This is a genomic window from Nocardioides sp. Z13_37, assembly GCF_058355585.1.
Genome location: NZ_JBZGDV010000004.1, coordinates 134,369 through 150,899, shown reverse-complemented (window position 1 = coordinate 150,899; position 16,531 = coordinate 134,369). Strand labels below are relative to the sequence as shown.

Annotated in this window: 17 protein-coding genes and 1 pseudogene; 12 read left to right on the top strand and 6 right to left on the bottom strand. The window is 69.2% G+C overall.

Features of this window, described 5'->3' with window-relative positions:
- Positions 1-63 precede the first annotated feature (63 nt).
- Entirely contained in the window at positions 64-1,119 is a 1,056-nt protein-coding gene (locus AC4H2S_RS12020) for a zinc-dependent alcohol dehydrogenase family protein (protein ID WP_491497212.1), read from the top strand.
- Between the two features lie 182 nt (positions 1,120-1,301).
- Here AC4H2S_RS12020 and AC4H2S_RS12015 read toward each other — a convergent pair whose 3' ends face one another.
- A complete protein-coding gene (locus tag AC4H2S_RS12015; RefSeq protein WP_491497376.1) occupies positions 1,302-2,774 on the bottom strand; it encodes an FG-GAP repeat domain-containing protein in 1,473 nt (490 codons plus the stop codon).
- Between the two features lie 799 nt (positions 2,775-3,573).
- On the opposite strand from AC4H2S_RS12015, the gene AC4H2S_RS12010 reads away from it, so the two are divergent.
- The gene (locus AC4H2S_RS12010) at positions 3,574-4,524 is read left to right on the top strand and encodes an ABC transporter ATP-binding protein (protein WP_491497211.1); all 951 of its coding nucleotides are present in this window, start codon (positions 3,574-3,576) and stop codon (positions 4,522-4,524) included.
- Entirely contained in the window at positions 4,521-5,321 is an 801-nt protein-coding gene (locus AC4H2S_RS12005; protein WP_491497210.1) for an ABC transporter permease, read from the top strand. Before AC4H2S_RS12010 ends, AC4H2S_RS12005 begins: the two co-directional genes overlap by 4 nt.
- Before the next feature lie 121 nt (positions 5,322-5,442).
- Here AC4H2S_RS12005 and AC4H2S_RS12000 read toward each other — a convergent pair whose 3' ends face one another.
- Positions 5,443-6,060, bottom strand: coding sequence for a CGNR zinc finger domain-containing protein (locus tag AC4H2S_RS12000; protein ID WP_491497209.1), 618 nt, complete (start codon positions 6,058-6,060; stop codon positions 5,443-5,445).
- A gap of 167 nt (positions 6,061-6,227) precedes the next feature.
- Here AC4H2S_RS12000 and AC4H2S_RS11995 point away from each other — a divergent pair, with 167 nt between their 5' ends.
- On the top strand, positions 6,228-7,127 hold the full coding sequence (locus tag AC4H2S_RS11995) for an alpha/beta fold hydrolase (RefSeq protein ID WP_491497208.1): 900 nt from the start codon (positions 6,228-6,230) through the stop codon (positions 7,125-7,127).
- Positions 7,128-7,317: 190 nt separating this feature from the next.
- Here AC4H2S_RS11995 and AC4H2S_RS11990 read toward each other — a convergent pair whose 3' ends face one another.
- Complete coding sequence (locus tag AC4H2S_RS11990; protein WP_491497207.1) at positions 7,318-7,800, bottom strand: hypothetical protein; 483 nt, start codon at positions 7,798-7,800, stop codon at positions 7,318-7,320.
- Positions 7,801-8,258: 458 nt separating this feature from the next.
- On the opposite strand from AC4H2S_RS11990, the gene AC4H2S_RS11985 reads away from it, so the two are divergent.
- The 6 genes from AC4H2S_RS11985 (at position 8,259) to AC4H2S_RS11960 (ending at position 14,082) form a co-directional block, all read left to right on the top strand.
- Positions 8,259-8,696 carry a VOC family protein gene (locus AC4H2S_RS11985; protein WP_491497206.1) on the top strand — a complete coding sequence of 146 codons (438 nt, stop codon included), beginning with the start codon at positions 8,259-8,261 and terminating at the stop codon, positions 8,694-8,696.
- 112 nt (positions 8,697-8,808) lie between these two features.
- Positions 8,809-9,408: a CGNR zinc finger domain-containing protein gene (locus tag AC4H2S_RS11980; RefSeq protein ID WP_491497205.1), complete on the top strand. Its 600-nt coding sequence runs from the start codon at positions 8,809-8,811 to the stop codon at positions 9,406-9,408.
- A 352-nt stretch (positions 9,409-9,760) separates the two neighbouring features.
- Positions 9,761-10,522: a GntR family transcriptional regulator gene (locus AC4H2S_RS11975; protein ID WP_491497204.1), complete on the top strand. Its 762-nt coding sequence runs from the start codon at positions 9,761-9,763 to the stop codon at positions 10,520-10,522.
- A complete protein-coding gene (locus AC4H2S_RS11970) occupies positions 10,519-11,505 on the top strand; it encodes a nucleoside hydrolase (RefSeq protein WP_491497203.1) in 987 nt (328 codons plus the stop codon). The genes AC4H2S_RS11975 and AC4H2S_RS11970 overlap by 4 nt, the downstream gene beginning before the upstream one ends.
- A gap of 25 nt (positions 11,506-11,530) precedes the next feature.
- Positions 11,531-12,922 carry an adenosine deaminase gene (add, locus tag AC4H2S_RS11965; protein WP_491497202.1) on the top strand — a complete coding sequence of 464 codons (1,392 nt, stop codon included), beginning with the start codon at positions 11,531-11,533 and terminating at the stop codon, positions 12,920-12,922.
- Positions 12,923-12,951: 29 nt separating this feature from the next.
- Positions 12,952-14,082, top strand: coding sequence for a winged helix DNA-binding domain-containing protein (locus AC4H2S_RS11960; protein WP_491497201.1), 1,131 nt, complete (start codon positions 12,952-12,954; stop codon positions 14,080-14,082).
- Between the two features lie 252 nt (positions 14,083-14,334).
- Here the strand turns inward: AC4H2S_RS11960 and AC4H2S_RS11955 are convergent.
- Positions 14,335-14,556: pseudogene (locus AC4H2S_RS11955) on the bottom strand (hypothetical protein); the annotation flags it as partial.
- A 373-nt stretch (positions 14,557-14,929) separates the two neighbouring features.
- Here AC4H2S_RS11955 and AC4H2S_RS11950 point away from each other — a divergent pair.
- Together AC4H2S_RS11950 and AC4H2S_RS11945 are read left to right on the top strand one after the other, a co-directional pair.
- Positions 14,930-15,259 carry a NucA/NucB deoxyribonuclease domain-containing protein gene (locus AC4H2S_RS11950; protein ID WP_491497200.1) on the top strand — a complete coding sequence of 110 codons (330 nt, stop codon included), beginning with the start codon at positions 14,930-14,932 and terminating at the stop codon, positions 15,257-15,259.
- A 16-nt stretch (positions 15,260-15,275) separates the two neighbouring features.
- Positions 15,276-15,698 carry a hypothetical protein gene (locus AC4H2S_RS11945; protein WP_491497199.1) on the top strand — a complete coding sequence of 141 codons (423 nt, stop codon included), beginning with the start codon at positions 15,276-15,278 and terminating at the stop codon, positions 15,696-15,698.
- A 148-nt stretch (positions 15,699-15,846) separates the two neighbouring features.
- Here the strand turns inward: AC4H2S_RS11945 and AC4H2S_RS11940 are convergent, their stop codons facing one another.
- The gene (locus tag AC4H2S_RS11940) at positions 15,847-16,119 is read right to left on the bottom strand and encodes a hypothetical protein (protein WP_491497198.1); all 273 of its coding nucleotides are present in this window, start codon (positions 16,117-16,119) and stop codon (positions 15,847-15,849) included.
- 61 nt (positions 16,120-16,180) lie between these two features.
- Positions 16,181-16,531 (bottom strand): DUF2185 domain-containing protein, encoded by a 351-nt coding sequence (locus AC4H2S_RS11935; RefSeq protein ID WP_491497197.1) that lies wholly within the window; start codon positions 16,529-16,531, stop codon positions 16,181-16,183.

Sequence of the window (16,531 nt, the reverse complement as noted above, 5' to 3'; positions counted from 1 at the left end):
GTCGGGGAGGGACCAGCAGAACTCCCGGTCGCGCCAGACGACTGACAATCATCAGGAGGAGCAATGAAGGCACTGGTCTACCACGGCCCCGGCAGCAAGGCTTGGGAGGACGTTCCCGATCCCCAGATCCAGCAACCCACTGACGTCATCGTGCGGATCGAGACGACCACGATCTGCGGCACGGACCTGCACATCCTCAAGGGCGACGTGCCGGTGGTGACCGACGGTCGGATCCTCGGCCACGAGGGCATCGGCACCGTCATCGAGGCGGGCTCCGCGGTCTCCACGGTGGCCGTCGGCGACCGGGTGCTGCTCTCGTGCGTCAGCGCATGCGGCGCCTGCTCGTACTGCCACCAGGGCCTCTACTCGCACTGCCTGGCCGAGGAAGGCGCCAGCGGCATCGGCTGGATCTTCGGTCACCTGATCGACGGCACGCAGGCGGAGCTGGTCCGTGTGCCGTTCGCGGACAACTCCGTCTACAAGCTGCCCGAGGGGGTCAGCGACGAGGCCGCGGTCATGCTGTCCGACATCCTCCCGACGTCGTTCGAGATCGGCGTCAGGTACGGCAGGGTGAAGCCCGGCGACGCGGTCGCCGTGGTCGGCTCCGGACCGATCGGCCTGGCCGCGATGATGACCGCCAACCTCTACGGCGCGGCCCGGATCATCGCGCTCGACCTCGACGCCAACCGGCTGGACCAGGCGCTGGGCTTTGGCGCGACCGACGCCGTCAACAGCGGCGACCCGGACTGGCGCGAACAGGTGCTCGCGATGACCGACGGGCTCGGCGTCGACGTGGCGATCGAAGCCGTCGGCATCCCGGCGACGTTCGACGCCTGCACCAGGATCGTCCGGCCCGGTGGCACCATCGCCAACGTGGGCGTGCACGGATCGCCCGTGGAGCTGCAGCTGCAGGACCTGTGGATCATGGACCTCACCATCACCACGGGCCTGGTCAGCACCTCGACCACGCCGATGCTGTTGAAGCTGGTCGCCCAGCACAAGCTGGCGGCGGAGAAGTTCGCGACCCATCACTTCCGGCTCGACGAGATGATGGACGCCTACGACACCTTCGGCCGCGCCGCGGAGACCAACGCGCTGAAGGTCGTGATCTCCCGGTAGTGGTGCCCGAGCCCGACACCCGCACCGCGGCGAGGTGGCGCCTCACCCGCGACGCGGTGATGCAGGCGAGCGCGGCCGAGAAGGAAGGCGGGGACCAGGACGAAGCAGACCGGCCCCTGAGGCTGCGTTCTCCCAATCCCGAGACCGGGGACGACCGACCGTGACGCCCGACGTACGCGGCGTCACCTCACCCTGATCGTCCGCCTGGCCTGGGAGGTTCCCGCGTTGGCCGACGTCACCCGGAAGATCGCCTTGACCTTGGCCGCAGCCCTCGGCCGCAGCGTGACCTTCACGGTCGTGGTCCTGCCTGCTGCGATCGTCCCGGCGCGGACCTTGGACGCAATGCCCTTGCCGCTCACCTTGAGCCTGACGCCGGTTGCAGCCAGAATCCCGCCGTTGGTGATCCGCACCTTGTAGGTGACCAGGCGGCCCTTTCGCACCGTGCGTGGGCCGCGTACGGCCACCTTGGTGATCGACGCACGCGCCGCCGGGGCGGACGCCTCGACATCGTGGGCCGGGCTGGTGCCGGGGGTCGGGCTCGGGTCGGGGTCGACGACCACGTCGGGAAGCCTCGAGAGCCGTACGGAGAGCTCGTTCGACTCGCCGGCGTAGACCAGGGCGGGAAGCCGGTCCCGGCCGGCGGCCCCGATCTCGACGGTCCAGGAGCGCCGCGAGGGATGGTTCACCTGCGCACCGAAGCTGCCGGTGCCGTCCCCGGTCAGCACGGAGACGGTGTTGGCGTCGTAGTGGCCGACCGCGAGGTCGGCGATCCGGTCGCTGTTCAGGTCGCCGATCGCGACGGACCAGGGCCCTGCGTCGGTGGTGATCTCAGGAAGCGCCTCGAGACCGCCGGACCCGTCGTTGAGCAGCACGGTGACGCTGTCTCCCATGTAGTCGGACACCACGACGTCCAGCACACCGTCGCCGTCGACCTGGCCGACGGCGATGTCGGACGGGTAGTTGCCGAGCGGGAGGTGGGTCGCGGGGCCGAAGGAACCGCCGCCGTCGGCGAGCAGCACCGACATGGAGTTGCTGTCCGCGTTGGACGTGACGAGGTCCAGGTGGGTGTCGCCGTTGAGGTCACCGGCCGCCATCGCCGTCGGGTAGTCACCGACGGAGTACTCCTCCGGAGCGGAGAACCCGGCGGCGCCGTCCCCGGCGAGCACGCTCACGCTGTCAGCGACGCGGTTCGCGCTCACGATGTCCGGGATGTCGTCGCCGGTGAACTCGCCGACCACCACCTTCCAGGGATCGGTGGCAGCGAAGTGCTCGACAGCGGCGCCGAACGAGCCAGTGCCGGTCCCGAGCAGCACCTGCACGTGGTGGGCCGTGCCGTGGCCGCCCAGGCCGACCACCAGGTCGGGATGGGTGTCGCCGTTGAGGTCGCCGACGGCCAGGGACTCCGGCCGGCCGGGTTCTGGCGCGAGGTCGTAGGGAGTCGCCGCGCCGAAGGTACCCGACTCGGTCCCCAGCAGGATCGAGACGGCGCCCGACCCGGTCACGGCAAGGTCGGCGAGGTCGTCACCGTTGAGATCGGCCACCGCGATGGCCTGGGGAGCCGATCCCACCGGGTAGATCGTCACGTCGTCGGGTGAACCAGCGGCCTGGACGCCGGTGCTCGTGACCCCGGTCAACGCGGTGCTGGCGGCGAGCATCACCACCAGCACTAGCCACCAGGACCGTCGACCTCCGACGCGCACAGAGCTGAACCTCATCTAGCTGACCCCCTCAGAGCCGACCTCGCGTCATGCTGGACGAGGACGGCTGTTCGTCGAATGGTGCTGGCGCCCCGGTTCGCCGTGCCGCGTCGCGGCCGGCCGAAGACTAGCGGTGGCCTGCCTCAGCCACGTCCTCCATGGCCCGAACGGACTAGGGGAGGGACGGCGACGTCGACGTGAAGCTGCAGTGGGACGTACGACGACGAGGAACGGCGCCTGACGCTGGAAGACGTCGGAAGACGTCGTCGCAGGTCAGACGCCGTTTCAAGCATCTAGTCGCAGGTCAGCGAGACCCCGGAATCAGATGTCGTAGTAGAGCTCGTCCTGCCGTGTTTGCGCAGGTCAGAGCGCCGCGGGGGAGTGGCATGCCATATCTATGCCACGTGAACGCTGCGTACCTATCGCGCTAGTGACTTTCGGTCTCAACCGGGAACTGATGCGGTCTGGGCTACCCGTTTCTACTCGAGGACGGCGCACAACCCGTCGGCTTCTGGGCAGATACGGGCGGGATACGGGCGGCAGGGGCGTCGCCCAACGACGAGCTGCTCGACCGGATCCGGGAGCAGGTGCCCGCGTGACCCAGCCGGCTCAGCCCTCCGACTCCGCCTCGAACTCGGCCGTCCGTCGGTTGATCTTCGACAGGGCACGAACGCCTGCTCCTCCGCACTTGAGCTTGCCTGCCCCCGTGACGAATGGCCTATGCAGCGGCGCGCGCGCCTCGGGCAGGCTTGCGCCCATGATCACCGTCGAGAGACTCACGCGGAAGTATGGCGCATTCACCGCCGTCGACAACGTCAGCTTCACCTGCCAGCCCGGCCGGGTCACCGGGTTCCTCGGCCCCAACGGGGCGGGGAAGACCACGACGATGCGGGTGATGGTGGGGCTCACCCCGCCCACCTCGGGTCGGGTCACCATCGGTGGCCACTTCTACTCCGACATCCCCAACCCGGGCCGGCACGTCGGCGTCCTGCTCGACGCCTCGGCCCAGCACGCCGGCCGCACCGGCCGGGAGATCCTCACCCTCGGGGCCCAGACGATGGGGCTGCCGATGTCGCGGGTCGACGAGATGCTCGACCTGGTCTCGCTGGACCGGACCGAGGCCAAGCGACGGATGCGCAACTACTCCCTCGGCATGAAGCAGCGGCTCGGGATCGCCCACGCGCTGCTCGGCGACCCGTCGGTGCTGATCCTCGACGAGCCGGCCAACGGCCTGGACCCGGCCGGCATCCGCTGGATGCGCGGGCTGCTGAAGTCCTACGCGGACCGCGGCGGGACGGTGCTGCTCTCCAGCCACCTGCTCCACGAGGTCGAGCAGATCGCCGACGTGATGATCCTGATCGGCCGGGGCACGATCGTGGCCCAGGGCACCAAGGACGAGCTGCTCAAGGACTCCGACCACAAGCAGTCCCTGGTCGCCGCGCTCGACAACGAGCTGCTGGCAAAGGCGCTGCGCGAGAAGGGGATCACCGTGACCCCGGCCGGCAGCGGCCTGCGGGTGGAGACCTCGCCGGTCGAGGTCGGCCGACTCTCCGTCGAGCAGGGCATCGTCCTGACCGATCTGCGCGCGGGCGACGGCGGCCTGGAGGAGCTGTTCCTCTCGCTGACCGAGGGCGCCCAGCGCGAGGCCGCCCCGGCCGCCGCCCCGACCACCCCCACCACCCTGACTGCCGGAGGGACCCCCGCATGAGCGCCACCACCGCACCGATGACCTTCGACCTCTCCGGCACCTCGCCGGTCCCCATGTCCCGCCTGGCCCGGGTCGAGATGCGCAAGGCGCTCGACACCCGCGCCGGCCGCTGGTTCACCGCGTCCATCCTCGGGCTGGTCGTCGTGGTGATGGTGATCTTCACCGCCGCGGCGCCCGACGCGGACAAGAACTTCATGAACTACCTCGGGATCTCCGGGGCCGTGCTCGGCTACTTCCTGCCGATCCTGGTCATCATGCTGGTCACCAGCGAGGCCAGCCAGCGCAACGGCCTGGTCACCTTCACCCTGGAGCCGCGCCGGCCCCGGGTCGTGGTGGCCAAGCTGATCGCCGGCGTCGCCCTCGGCGTCGCGGTGATGGTGCTCGCCTCGGTGCTCGCGGTCCTCGGCCAGCTGCTCGGCGTCGCCACAGGCGGCGAGACGGACTGGTCGATCGCCCGCTACATGCTGCTCAACGGGTTCGTGGTGGGCAGCCTGATCACCATCCTCATCGGGTTCGGGATCGCGATGCTGATCATGAACACCCCCGGCGCCATCGTCACCTACTTCGGCTACAGCCTGATCCTGCCGACCGCGGTCGGCATCCTCAGCGAGCTGAGTTCGACGTTCGAGAAAATCGCGCCGTGGATCGAGTTCAACACCGCCCAGATGCCGCTGTACTCCGGCGACTGGTCCCCGACCGGCGAGGAGTGGGCGCAGATCGCCGTCACCGGCACGCTCTGGCTCCTCGTGCCGCTGGCGATCGGCATCGCCCGGCTGCTCCGTATCGAGTTCAAGTAGCGCGGCCGGTCGAGCAGGCGTGGGACACGAGGACCTCCGGGACGCTGAAGACGGCTATCTCCACCTCCTCCCGGAGGTCCTCACCCCGTCAAGACGTCAGCAACGTCCATGGGCATCACAACTAGGTGGAGCCAGAGCGGATGCGGGCGCGGTACGCGCGAGCCTTCAGCATGTCGCCGCAGGCGCTCATGCTGCACCAGCGTCCGGTGCGGCTGCGCGAGATGTCGTAGAACAACCATGTGCATCCTGGATTGGAGCAAGCCTTCAACCGTCGCCAGGTCCCGTCCCGGACCGCGTCGTGCACAGCAGAGACAAGCACGGCCACCAGGGCCGCGGCGACCGCGCCAGATCCCCGCTCCACGGGAACCAGCGCCGAGACAAGCCTTTGCGCCGGCCGGTCCCCGGGCCGGTCGACCTCGAGGCGGAGCGACGGCGTCACAGCCCCGTGATCGCGGGCGAGCGTGTTGAGATCATCGATCGCCGGTTGGGGCGGTGTGTCGCCGGAGGCCGTCGAGGAAGCCAGATCGCGCAGGGCGGTTCGGAGCTGACGCAGGACCGCGAGGTCGGTCTCCCCAATCTCGCCGGATCCGGCTCCCCAACCCTGGCCGCGGAGCCAGGACCGCGCGGTCCCCGGTTCGTCGAGCAGGTCCTCGCCGCCGTAGACGTCCTCAGTGTTGACGAACTGTCGAACCAGCTCTAGCGGCACGGGAGCGGGGTGGCTGGGGTCCTTGGTGACCATGTCCTCTCCTCGCCGTGTGCTGTCAATGCGCCTTCGGCCTTCCCGAACGCTCGACAGGGGGTTGAACGGAACCCCTCCGCCACTCTAACGTCACCAGCATCAGTTGATTGGCGGTGACGCCACGGAGCTAGCGCCGCGTCGACGAAAAGGAGCCTGATCCGATGCCCGTGCTTCCGAAGACCCGGCACCGAACCCTGGACGTAGACGGGCTCGAGCTCTTCTTCCGCCGCGCAGGCGAGGCCGCAGGCGACAGGCAATACCTCATGCCGCGGCCAACCATCCTGATGCTGCACGGCGTGCCGAGCTCGTCGCTCATGTTCAGACAGGTGATCCCGCAGTTGGCCGAGGTCGCCGATGTGGTGGCTCCTGATCTGCCGGGGCAAGGCCTCTCGGCCGCCCCCCACGTGACGGAGTACGAGTACAGCTTCGAGAACCTCTCGCGGGCCGTCGAAGGGCTCCTCGACACGTTGGGGATCGGCTCGTTCTTCCTCTACCTCAACGACTTCGGGACCCCGGTGGGCTACTACCTCGCCACTCGCCATCCCGAGCGGGTCCTGGGGCTGATCGTGCAGAACGGCAACGCCCACGAAGAAGGACTGGGCGAGCAGTGGGATGCGCCCAGGGCGTTCTGGGCCGACCCCTCGGCCGAGAACCGGGCCCGACTACCTGAGTGGCTCAACTTCGAAGGCACGCGCGACACCTATATCGGGGGCCTGCCCGGCAGGCTGCGCGAGCTCCACGCACCGGAGAACTGGCATTTCGACTGGGGCCGGCTGAGTCACCCGGGCAACATCGAGATCCACTTCCAGCTCTTCACCGACTACCAGAATCACGTTGCCAGGTTCCCCGAGATCGCGGACTACCACCGCACGCACCAGCCTCCGACTTTGCTGCTATGGGGTCGACGGGACCCGTACTTCGAGCTCGAGGAGATCCTGGGCTACAACCGGGCGCTCGATCGGGTGCAAACGCACGTCTTCGACGCCGGCCATTTCCTTCTCGAGACCCACGCCCAGGAGTGCGCCGGGCTGATGAAGGACTTTGTCGTCGCCACGTGCGCCTCGTAGCGGTACTGGGCTCGCCGAGGACGGGTCTCCTTCGGGCGGCGCAGGGGGCGCGATGGTTGGGATGCAGAGCGTGGCGAGAGGCTCGAGACCGTTGACTGCGCCACCGTGCGGGGAGCCAGAGTCCCGTTGAGCTGCAGAGCGACTGCCTCGAGGGAGGTCGTGCGGCTGCCCCGAAGCCAGCGGCGCACCGTCACGCTGCGCGGGTGAAGTGCATCTGCCAGTTCAGGAACCAGGTTGCTCCCTCGTCGAAGGAGAAGGACTGCTGCCACAGCGGCTGGTCCGGATCGTGCTTGAGCCACTCGAAGCGCACCAGCGCCGGTCGGCCGCCGATCGTGTCGTCCGCCTCGAAGACTCCGCGATCGCCGTCGAACCGGCCCACGACCGGGGTGTCGAGGACTCCGGGGAGGCGGGTCGAGCTCCACCAGATGCGCCAGACGCCTTCGGAGGGATCGAAGAGCCGCAGAGTGAAGCCCACGAACGGTTCGCGGCCATCGGATGGCTCCGGCACGGTCATCTCGTCGATATGGCCGCCACCGTGAAGGATCGGCGTGACGACACTGACCGCTTCGAAGGTGGCCCACGTGCCGCAGTCCGGGTCGGTGGTGTCGACGAGCTTGCGGTTGTGAACGTTCCATCGTCCGAAGACGAAGTCGAAATCACGCTGAGAGGACATGGCCGGAGCCTAGGGACGGCCACCGACACCGGCTGCCTGCGACACCGCGCGGATCCAAATCGCGCGCGGATCCGAGCGGTCCGGAGGGGTCTCCGCGCCAGTCCCATCGCGCGACCGCCACCGCCCGGTTGGCGCGTCGGTGCCCGTCACGCCGGCTCCGTTGGAAGGGCCGCACCGCCAACGGATCGCGGTCGGCGCTCTGGCCGTACGCGCCGACGACAACACCTTGAGATCGGCGGGTAGGTCAGACCGGGCGCGCGCCGCGAGCCGAGCCGAGCCGCGAAGCGGACCGTGCGGCCGGGCCGTAGAACCTGACCGAACCCGAGCACGCACCTTGTGTCGTTTCGCAGTCTCGGGCACGGCCGGCGCCGTCACATTGCTGAGGCATTGACACATCACATGTGTGACCGGCAAACTGCGATTGCTAGTCACAACCGACCGTCACGAAGGGAACCGAGATGTTTCGAGGCTTCGCCACACTCAACCTGTACGCCGAGGACCTGCGCGCCGCGGGCGGCTGGTACACCCGCCTGTTCGGCGTCGAGCCCTACTTCGCCTACCCGCCCGCCCCCGCCGAGCCGGCCTACGTCGAGTTCCGCATCGGCGATGACGCCGACGAGATCGGGCTGATCGACAGCCGTTACGCGCCCAGCCAGTCGAGCCAGCCCGGCGGGGCGGTGATGCACTGGCACGTCGACGACCTCGAGGGCACCCTCTCCCGCCTCGTCGAGCTCGGAGCGACGGTCTACCAGCGCGTCACCGAGCACGGAGACGGATCGGGCTTCGTCACGGCGTCCGTCGTCGACCCGTTCGGCAACGTACTCGGCATCATGCACAACCCGCACTACCTCGAAGTGCTGGCCCAGCGGACCGCCGGCGCAACCACCGCCGCCTGACTCTGCCGCTACGAAGGTGGCCGTCTCACCCTCGGGAGCCTTCCTGTGAGACGGGCCTGGGGCCGGGAACGGCCACCTCCGCTACACCCAGTCGAGACCGCTTGGTGGAAAGATGATCGACGTGACAGAGTCCTGGCCGCCCGGCCCGCAGCCGCCTGAACCGCTCGGGCTCGTGCGCGACCTGGTCAGCACCTGGTACGGCCACCTGGCAGGCGGCGGTGACGAACGGCTCCAGTCGCCGCGCGATCTCGCCCGGTGGTGCCGCGAGCACGGCGGCGCCGTCACGGAGCGGGGCGTCTCGTCGCAGGACCTGATGGTGGCGCGCACCGTCCGCGAAGGGCTGCGCGCCCTGCTGGCGCGTCACAACACCGCCGAGCAGCCAGGAGACGAAGAAGCCATCGCGGCGCTGGCCGATGTGGCGAGCAGGTTGCAGCTGACCGTCACCTTCGACGGCGCCCCGACCTTGCAGCCGTCCAGCGAGGGCGTCGCCGGCTGCCTCACCCGAGTCCTCGCCGCACCGGTCCTCGCCCGCGACGGGGACTGGCAGCGGATGAAGGTCTGCCGCGAAGCGAACTGCCGGACGCCGTTCTACGACGCCACCAAGAACGGCTCGCGAACCTGGTGCTCCATGGCAGCTTGCGGCGCGATCCACAAGCAGCGTGCCTTCGTCGATCGCCGCCGCGCAGCCAGAGCCGCCGCCAGACCTTCCTGACCTGCGCCCGTGCCACGTGCCCGTGGCGCCCTGCCGAAAAGTCTGTTGGCGATCTTACGTCCGGGTCGAGACTGCGCAGGGCAGGGTTCGCGCGACAGATCGATGTAGCCCTCAGGCGAGGTCCCGCGGAAGCTGGCGGCAGGTGAGCGGCGCGCTGCCGGCGTCGAGAAGCGTCTGCTCCTCGCTAGGCCGGCTCCGCCACGCGCCCAGCACAACGCCGTGAACTCCGCGGGCAGCGCCGGGGCGCTGTGGCGCTACTCGTACTCATCTGACAAGTACGATAACCTGTCGTGCAGGGCGGTCGTGGGTCGTCCGTCAAGGCACTTCAGCGACAAGGACGACGAGGTCACGAGTGAGCACCACCAGGTCGGCCACCCCAGGATCTGCGAAACGCTCGGACGCCAAGTCGCTGCCTCGGGTGCTGCGAGACGAGATCCACTCCCTCATCGTCACCAAGGGACTCACCGTCGGCGACAAGGTGCCCAGCGAGTCCCAGCTCATGAAGGAGTTCTCGGTCGGCCGCACCACGGTGCGCGAGGCCTACCAGCTGCTGGAGCAGGACGGCATCGTGCAGTCGCAGCAAGGCCGCGGCCGCTTCGTCACGATGCGCCCAGCCCTGCAACGGCCGCTGACCGTGCTCGAAGGCGTGACCGAGATGATGGCCAGCCGCGGCTACCCGCTCGACAACCGGGTGCTGGACGTCCGCCTCGACGAGCCGACCGCCGACGAGCGCACCAGCCTGGGCCTCGCGGCAGGCGACACAGTCATCCGCCTCGAGCGGCTCCGCACGCACGAGAACGACGCGGTCGTCTACAGCCAGGACGTGTTCAACCGTGCACTGGTCGAACGGCGCATCTCCGAGGTGGACTGGACGGGCTCGCTCTTCCAGCTGCTCGCAGACGAGGGGCACCTGATCAGCTTCGCGATGGCCGAGGTCTCGGCCGTCACGCTCGACGACGCCATGTGCGAGCGCATCGGTCAGCCGTCAGGGTTCGCGTGGCTGCTGCTGGCCCAGGAGCACACCGGAAGCGGAGGGACGCCCATCCTGCTGTCGAAGGACTACCACCGCGGAACCGACTTCAGCTTCCACGTGCAGAGGCTCCGCCCGCGGTGACCGGCCCCGCTGCGTCCGGCCCGAGGCTGCCGGTCGTCCTGGATCACGACGGGTCCGTCGACGACCTGGTCGCTGTGCTCCTGGCCTTGACCGTGCCCCAGTTCGACGTGGCCGCGGTGATCGTGACCGACGGCGACTGCTACGGCGAACCGGCGCTCGCGGCGACTAGAAAGCTGTGCAGCACCTTCGACGCCGACGAGGTTCCCGTCGCGCTCTCCGCCCAGCGCGCGGTCAACGCATTCCCCGCGGAGTGGCGGCGAGACGCCTACGTGCTCAACGAGCTGCCCGCCCTCAACCGCGGCCGGCCGCCCTCGGGTGCGGTCCCCGCGTTGACCGGCGAAGGGCTCCTGATCGACGTCCTCGAGCGCAGCGCGGAACCGGTGACCGTGGTGGCCACGGGACCACTGAGCAATCTCGCGCACCTGTGCACGACCCGGCCCGACCTGCTCTCGCGCATCCGCAAGGTCGTATGGATGGGCGGCGCGCTCGACGTGGCGGGGAACGTCGATCCGAACCGCGAGTTCGGCCACGACGGGTCGGCCGAGTGGAACGCCTACTGGGACCCTCAAGCCGTCGCGACGGTCTTCGACTCGCCCCTCGAGCTGACGATGCTGCCGCTCGACGTCACCAATGAGCTGCGGCTGGACCCGCAGTTCCTCCACCGGGTCAGGGCCGGCGACGAGCCGGCGGCCCAGGTCTGCAGCCAGGCGTACTCCCTGGTCTGCTTCCGGGAGTACTACGCATGGGACGTCGGCGCGGTCGCGTACGCCGTGTGGCCCGAGCTGTTCGCAGCCGAGGAGGCCCGCGTCGAGGTCGCCACGTCTGGACGCTCGGCGGGACGAATCCGCCGGCACCCCGAAGGGCGCAGCCTGCGGAGCGTCACCTCGACACGCCACGACGACCTGTGGCTGCGCCTCGCCGACCTGTGGTCACCGCGGACCCTCGTAGCGGCGACGACCAGCCCGCCTCCTTCTCTCACCTGATAAACGCAAACCACTTGTCAGACAAGTGATCTCGCGCGTAGCGTTCTCGACTACAACGACCGGTGCGGCACTGGCCTTTCGGGCCACCGGTCGTGGCGGCCGGCGCGGCGAAGCGCCGGCTCAGAGCATCCATGAATCGAGGACCCGCCATGTCAGGACCGGCTGCATCATTGTGACGAGCGATAGGAGCCACCCGATGAACACCGAGCGAGCCGAGCGGGGCGAGCGGGCCGAGCGGGCCGAGCGGGCCGAGCGGGCCGAGCGGGCCGAGCGGGCCGAGCGGGCCGAGCGGGCCGAGCGGGAGAAGTTCGCGGAGTACATCCGTGCCTTCCCCAAGGTCCTCCTCCACGACCATCTCGACGGCGGCATCCGCCCGGCCACCGTCGTCGAGCTCGCCGAGCAGACCGGATACCTCGACCTCCCGACCCATGATCCTGTCGAGCTGGCGGCGTGGTTCGGACGGGCGCGCTTCACGCAGTCGCTCCCCGACTACCTCTCCGGGTTCGCCCCGGCGTTCGGGGTGATGCAGTCGCGCGCGGCACTGGCCCGAGTAGCCCGCGAGAACGTGGAAGACCTCGCTGCCGACGGGGTCGTCTACGCCGAGACCCGTTTCGCCCCGGACCTGCACCTGCGCGACGGGCTGTCCATGACTGAGACCCTCGACGCGGTAGTCGCAGGCACCCGCGACGGTGTCGCCGAGGCACGCTCGCAGGGACATTCGATCGACGTCCGGGTCATCGTGTCGGGGAGCCGCGACCGCGGTCGTGTCGCCGAGGCCGCAGCCACGTTCGAGGCGACGAGCGACCCGCTGGTCGTCGCGTTCGACATCGCCGGCCCCGAAGCGGGCAACCCCCCGGACCCGTTCGCGCCGATCTTCCACCGCATCCTCGGCTCCGGGCGGCACGTGACCATCCATGCCGGCGAAGGCGACGGTGTCGAGTCCATCCGGGCCGCGGCCGAGCTCTGCCATGCGCAGCGCCTCGGCCACGGAGTCCGGATCGTCGAGGACATCGACGGCGACATGCTGGGCCACACGGCAACCTACGTACTTGAGCACGGGATCGTGCTGGAGACGTCACCGTCCTCGAACGTGCACACCGGCGCCGTCGCCAGTTTCGGGGAGCACCCGGCGGTCCGGCTGGCGCGGCTGGGCTTCAAGGTCACGATCAACACCGACAACCGGACCATGAGCCAGACCACGTTGAGCCGCGAGTTCGAGCTGCTGGCCGAACACCAGCAGATCGGCCTGGCTGACCTGCGGCAGCTGACGGAGACCGCTGCCGGCGCCGCCTTCATCGGCGCGGACGAACGAGACGACCTCCTCGCGGTCATCCGGGCAGCGTCTTCGGCAGGCGGCGACGCGAGTTGCAGACAGCCCAGTTGCCGAATGCCCGGCGGAAGGACCACGGAGAGATGAACCGAAAGAGGCCGCAAGGCCCTGGCGACGTGACCGGGTTCGCGGCCGCCAACGCCCGCCGGCTGGCTCGGCACGGGCTCACAGAGCCGCTGGGCTCGCTGCCGGAGGCGGCCGCGGCGATGGCCGGCGTGCACGCCCAGGTCGGCTCGGCGGCCGAGCTGTCGCTCGGGCTGCGGGTCGCGGGCGCGACGCGCGAGGACGTGGCGGCGGCGCTGTGGGAGGAGCGCTCGCTGGTCAAGACCTTCGGCCCGCGCGGCACCGTGCACCTGCTCCCGGCCGCTGACCTGGGCTGGTGGCTGGCCGCGCTGGGCTCGGTGCCGGCGCAGGGCGGCCACGCCGAGGGCGTGCGGCTCACGGCCGACCAGACCGAGGCCGTGCTCGCTGCTCTGGACGAGGCGCTGCGGGAGGGGGACCGGACCACCGAGGAGCTCGACGCCCACCTCGCCCGAGCCTGCGGCCCCTGGGCCGCCGAGGAGTCGATGCCTGCCTTCGGCGGCTTCTGGCCGCGCTGGCGCCAAGCGCTGGGCGCCGCGGGTCACCGGGGCGTGCTCTGCTTCGGTCCCAGCCGCGGCCGCAAGGTCGCCTACGCCAGCCCGTCGCGGTGGACGGACGTGCTGACCCTGCCGGACGCCGAGGAGGCCCAGCTGCGGCTGCTTCGGGCCTACCTGGCGGCGTACGGCCCGGCCACGCCCGAGCACCTCGCCCGCTGGCTGGCCACCACCCCGGCCTGGACCCGGGCGCTGTTCGCGCGGGCCGACCTCGACGAGGTCGACCTCGAAGGCGAGCCGGCCTGGGTCTGGCGCGGCGACACCGACTTCGAGGCCCCGGAGCCGCCGGCGCTGCGGCTGCTGCCGTACTTCGACGCCTTCCAGGTCGGGTCGCAGCCACGGGCGCTGCTCTTCCCCGGGCGGGCCGCCGAGCGGGCCCTGGCGCGCAGCCAGGCCGGCAACTACCCGGTGCTGCTCCTGGACGGGGTGGTCGGCGGGGTATGGCACCAGCGGAGATCGGGGCGCCGGGTCGCGGTGACCGTGGAGCCGCTGCGCCGACTGACCAAGGCGCAGGGCGCTGCGCTCGAAGTGGAGGTCGCCCGGCTCGGCGAGGTGGAGCAGGCCCGGCCCGAGCTCACCGTCGGCACGGTGTCGATCGGGCCGCACGCGTAGGGATTGAGCCGCGGCGGAGACGTGCCGGTTTCGGTCCGGGACGCGGTCTGTCCGGCGGGTGCTTACGACTCGGGCTCGGCCCCTGCGTTCCGCGGAGGTGATGATCCGCTCCTGCCACCTAACACGCTCCGCGCCAATATATGCGGCACACCGGTGAGGTGTTCGCGGTCTTGGAGCGCTCCTTGACGTGCCAGCAGGCAAGGGTCAAGTCCCGTGAGGTGGTGTACGACGGTGATTCGTCGTTGATGGTGTTCAGGCGCTGGTGGCAGCGCTGGTGGCGTCCTCCTCGGAGTGGTTGCTGGTGATGAGGGTGAGTCGGCCCTTGGTGAGGACGTCGAGTCCGAGGTAGCGGCGCCCTTCGGCCCATTCGTGGTGTTGCTCGGCCAGGGCGTCGACGACGCGGTCGAACTGGGCGTGGACCGCATCCGAGTCGGGTTGGTCGTAGATCGGGTGCAGCAGTGCCTTGACCCACCCCCGGGAAGCCTGGACTGCTCCTCCTCTTCTCTTACCGGAGTCACCGAACCCTTGGACGAGGGCGAGGCGTCGTCGTGGATCGACATCAGCACCGTCGTGCGAGGCCTTCCGTCTACGGGGGGCCGGACGAACGTCAGCAGTGGGTACCGATTCACCTTCAAGGGCACCGAACGCGCGGGAGCAGACGACGGAGTCGGACCAGTCGGGGAACTCCCACTGCCTAGCGTCAGATGCGACAACAGCGACCAGATGAGAGCAGGCCGTACCCGCACAACCGGGTGCGTTGCAGAGACGTACACACCCGTCTTCGACATCATGGACATTGCGCCGACAGCACAAGACAGAGATGTGGTGCGCCCTGTCACCAAGACACATGGCCGATGCGCTGGCGAGCGGGTATCCAGGGATGGCCTTCACCGCAGATCCTGTCACCCGCGACTCGACCGCCAGTCGCGCCCGCGCCAACATGCGAGAGAAGGATCGACGGTGCAGAGGTCTCAGGCCCCGACAGGGCACCGAGGAGTGCGACGAGTACCCGTTCAACAAGACCGTCCAAGGGTGCGCTTCGCCCACAGGGTGCAGCGTGAAGTATGTACCGCAACCAGCCAATTCGATGCAGGGCGGGCTCATCTCGAAGTTCCTCAAAATCGCCCGGGTACTCAACGGCGACAACTTCTACGTCTTCGCCGACCCAAGCGCCTAGAGGCAGGAACACAACAGTGGACACCCAGTTCGATGCATTGCTGCTTTACGGGGGTTACAGCATCTGGCCCGGTGACGACCTCGACCCGTACGCCGACGACTTTCCCAGTCCGCCCGAGTTCCCTGCGGGTGGGACCGTCATGGCAGTCGATCGTGGCGCATTCGTGCTGTGCGTGGGCAACGACGTAGGGTCCGCCGGTGACGTGCACCTGGACGTTCGCTACAGCGAAAGCGACCAGCCGCCGGGGGTCAGTGGCGCCGGGCAGTTCGAGTTGCAGACACGAACCGGTTCCGTCACCTTCACTTCGTTCGATCTCGAAGAGATCGGCTCCGTAGAGGTCGCACCCGGTCGACACCGGGTGCAGGTCCAGATGACGCCCCTCAACGAGACCGAAACAGGAATCGAGACCCACCTCATCACCATCACAAAGGTCGGCTGAGCACCGGTCACGAAGGGTGCGTACCCACCGGTGTGCAGTTGGAGCACACCGCCGATGCTCGACCGTGCTGAGCACGCGGTCACCCTCCGTGTGCCGTACGAGCGCGCTCGGCGGGGGCCGGTCGGTCGATCCTCTCCGGCGGGGGTCATCACTCCGCTGCGCTGGCCGTGTCTTTCGCGTTCGCAACCATCTCGGCCCGCTCCTCGGGCGTCAAGGACGCAAGGTAGTCGCGGTAGTCGTCCATGCCAGCTTGGATGACGTCGGAGAACTCTGGGTCGTCGGCGAGGTCGCGGATGGGCCGGCGACCAGCGAGGACCTCGCCAACGATGGATGAGATGCCCGTGTCGGGATGGTCGGCTGCGATGCGGTTCAGGTTCGCGCGCAGGCGAGCCGCGGACGCCTGGTCGCCGGTGAACGCCAAGAACTCGTCCTCCCGGTCGCTTGCCGGGTCCTCTCCGGAGCCTTGGGGCGGCCAGGTCATGTCAGGTCCCGGGGACGTAGAGCTGGTCGGCGGGCACAGGTCGGCCGGTGGCGGTGTTGACGATCTCGATGCCGTTGCCCTCATCGACGATCTGCAGGTCGGAGCCCACGGGGAGGTTCCAGATACCGATGAGGGCCGGCTCGAGCTCGCACACGGAGTTGAAGTCGGTGATGACGAGGTTGTTCGCGTCGTGGAGGTAGTCGGTGGTGTCGATGTGGGAGAAGATCCGCCAGCCGTTGTCGGCGGCGGCGCGGGACTCCTCGCGGACCATCCACTTGATGCGCCCGGCGCCGGAGAGCACGTTCTTGGACACCAGGCAGGCGCCGGCGCCGGGGATGAACTCGATCGACAT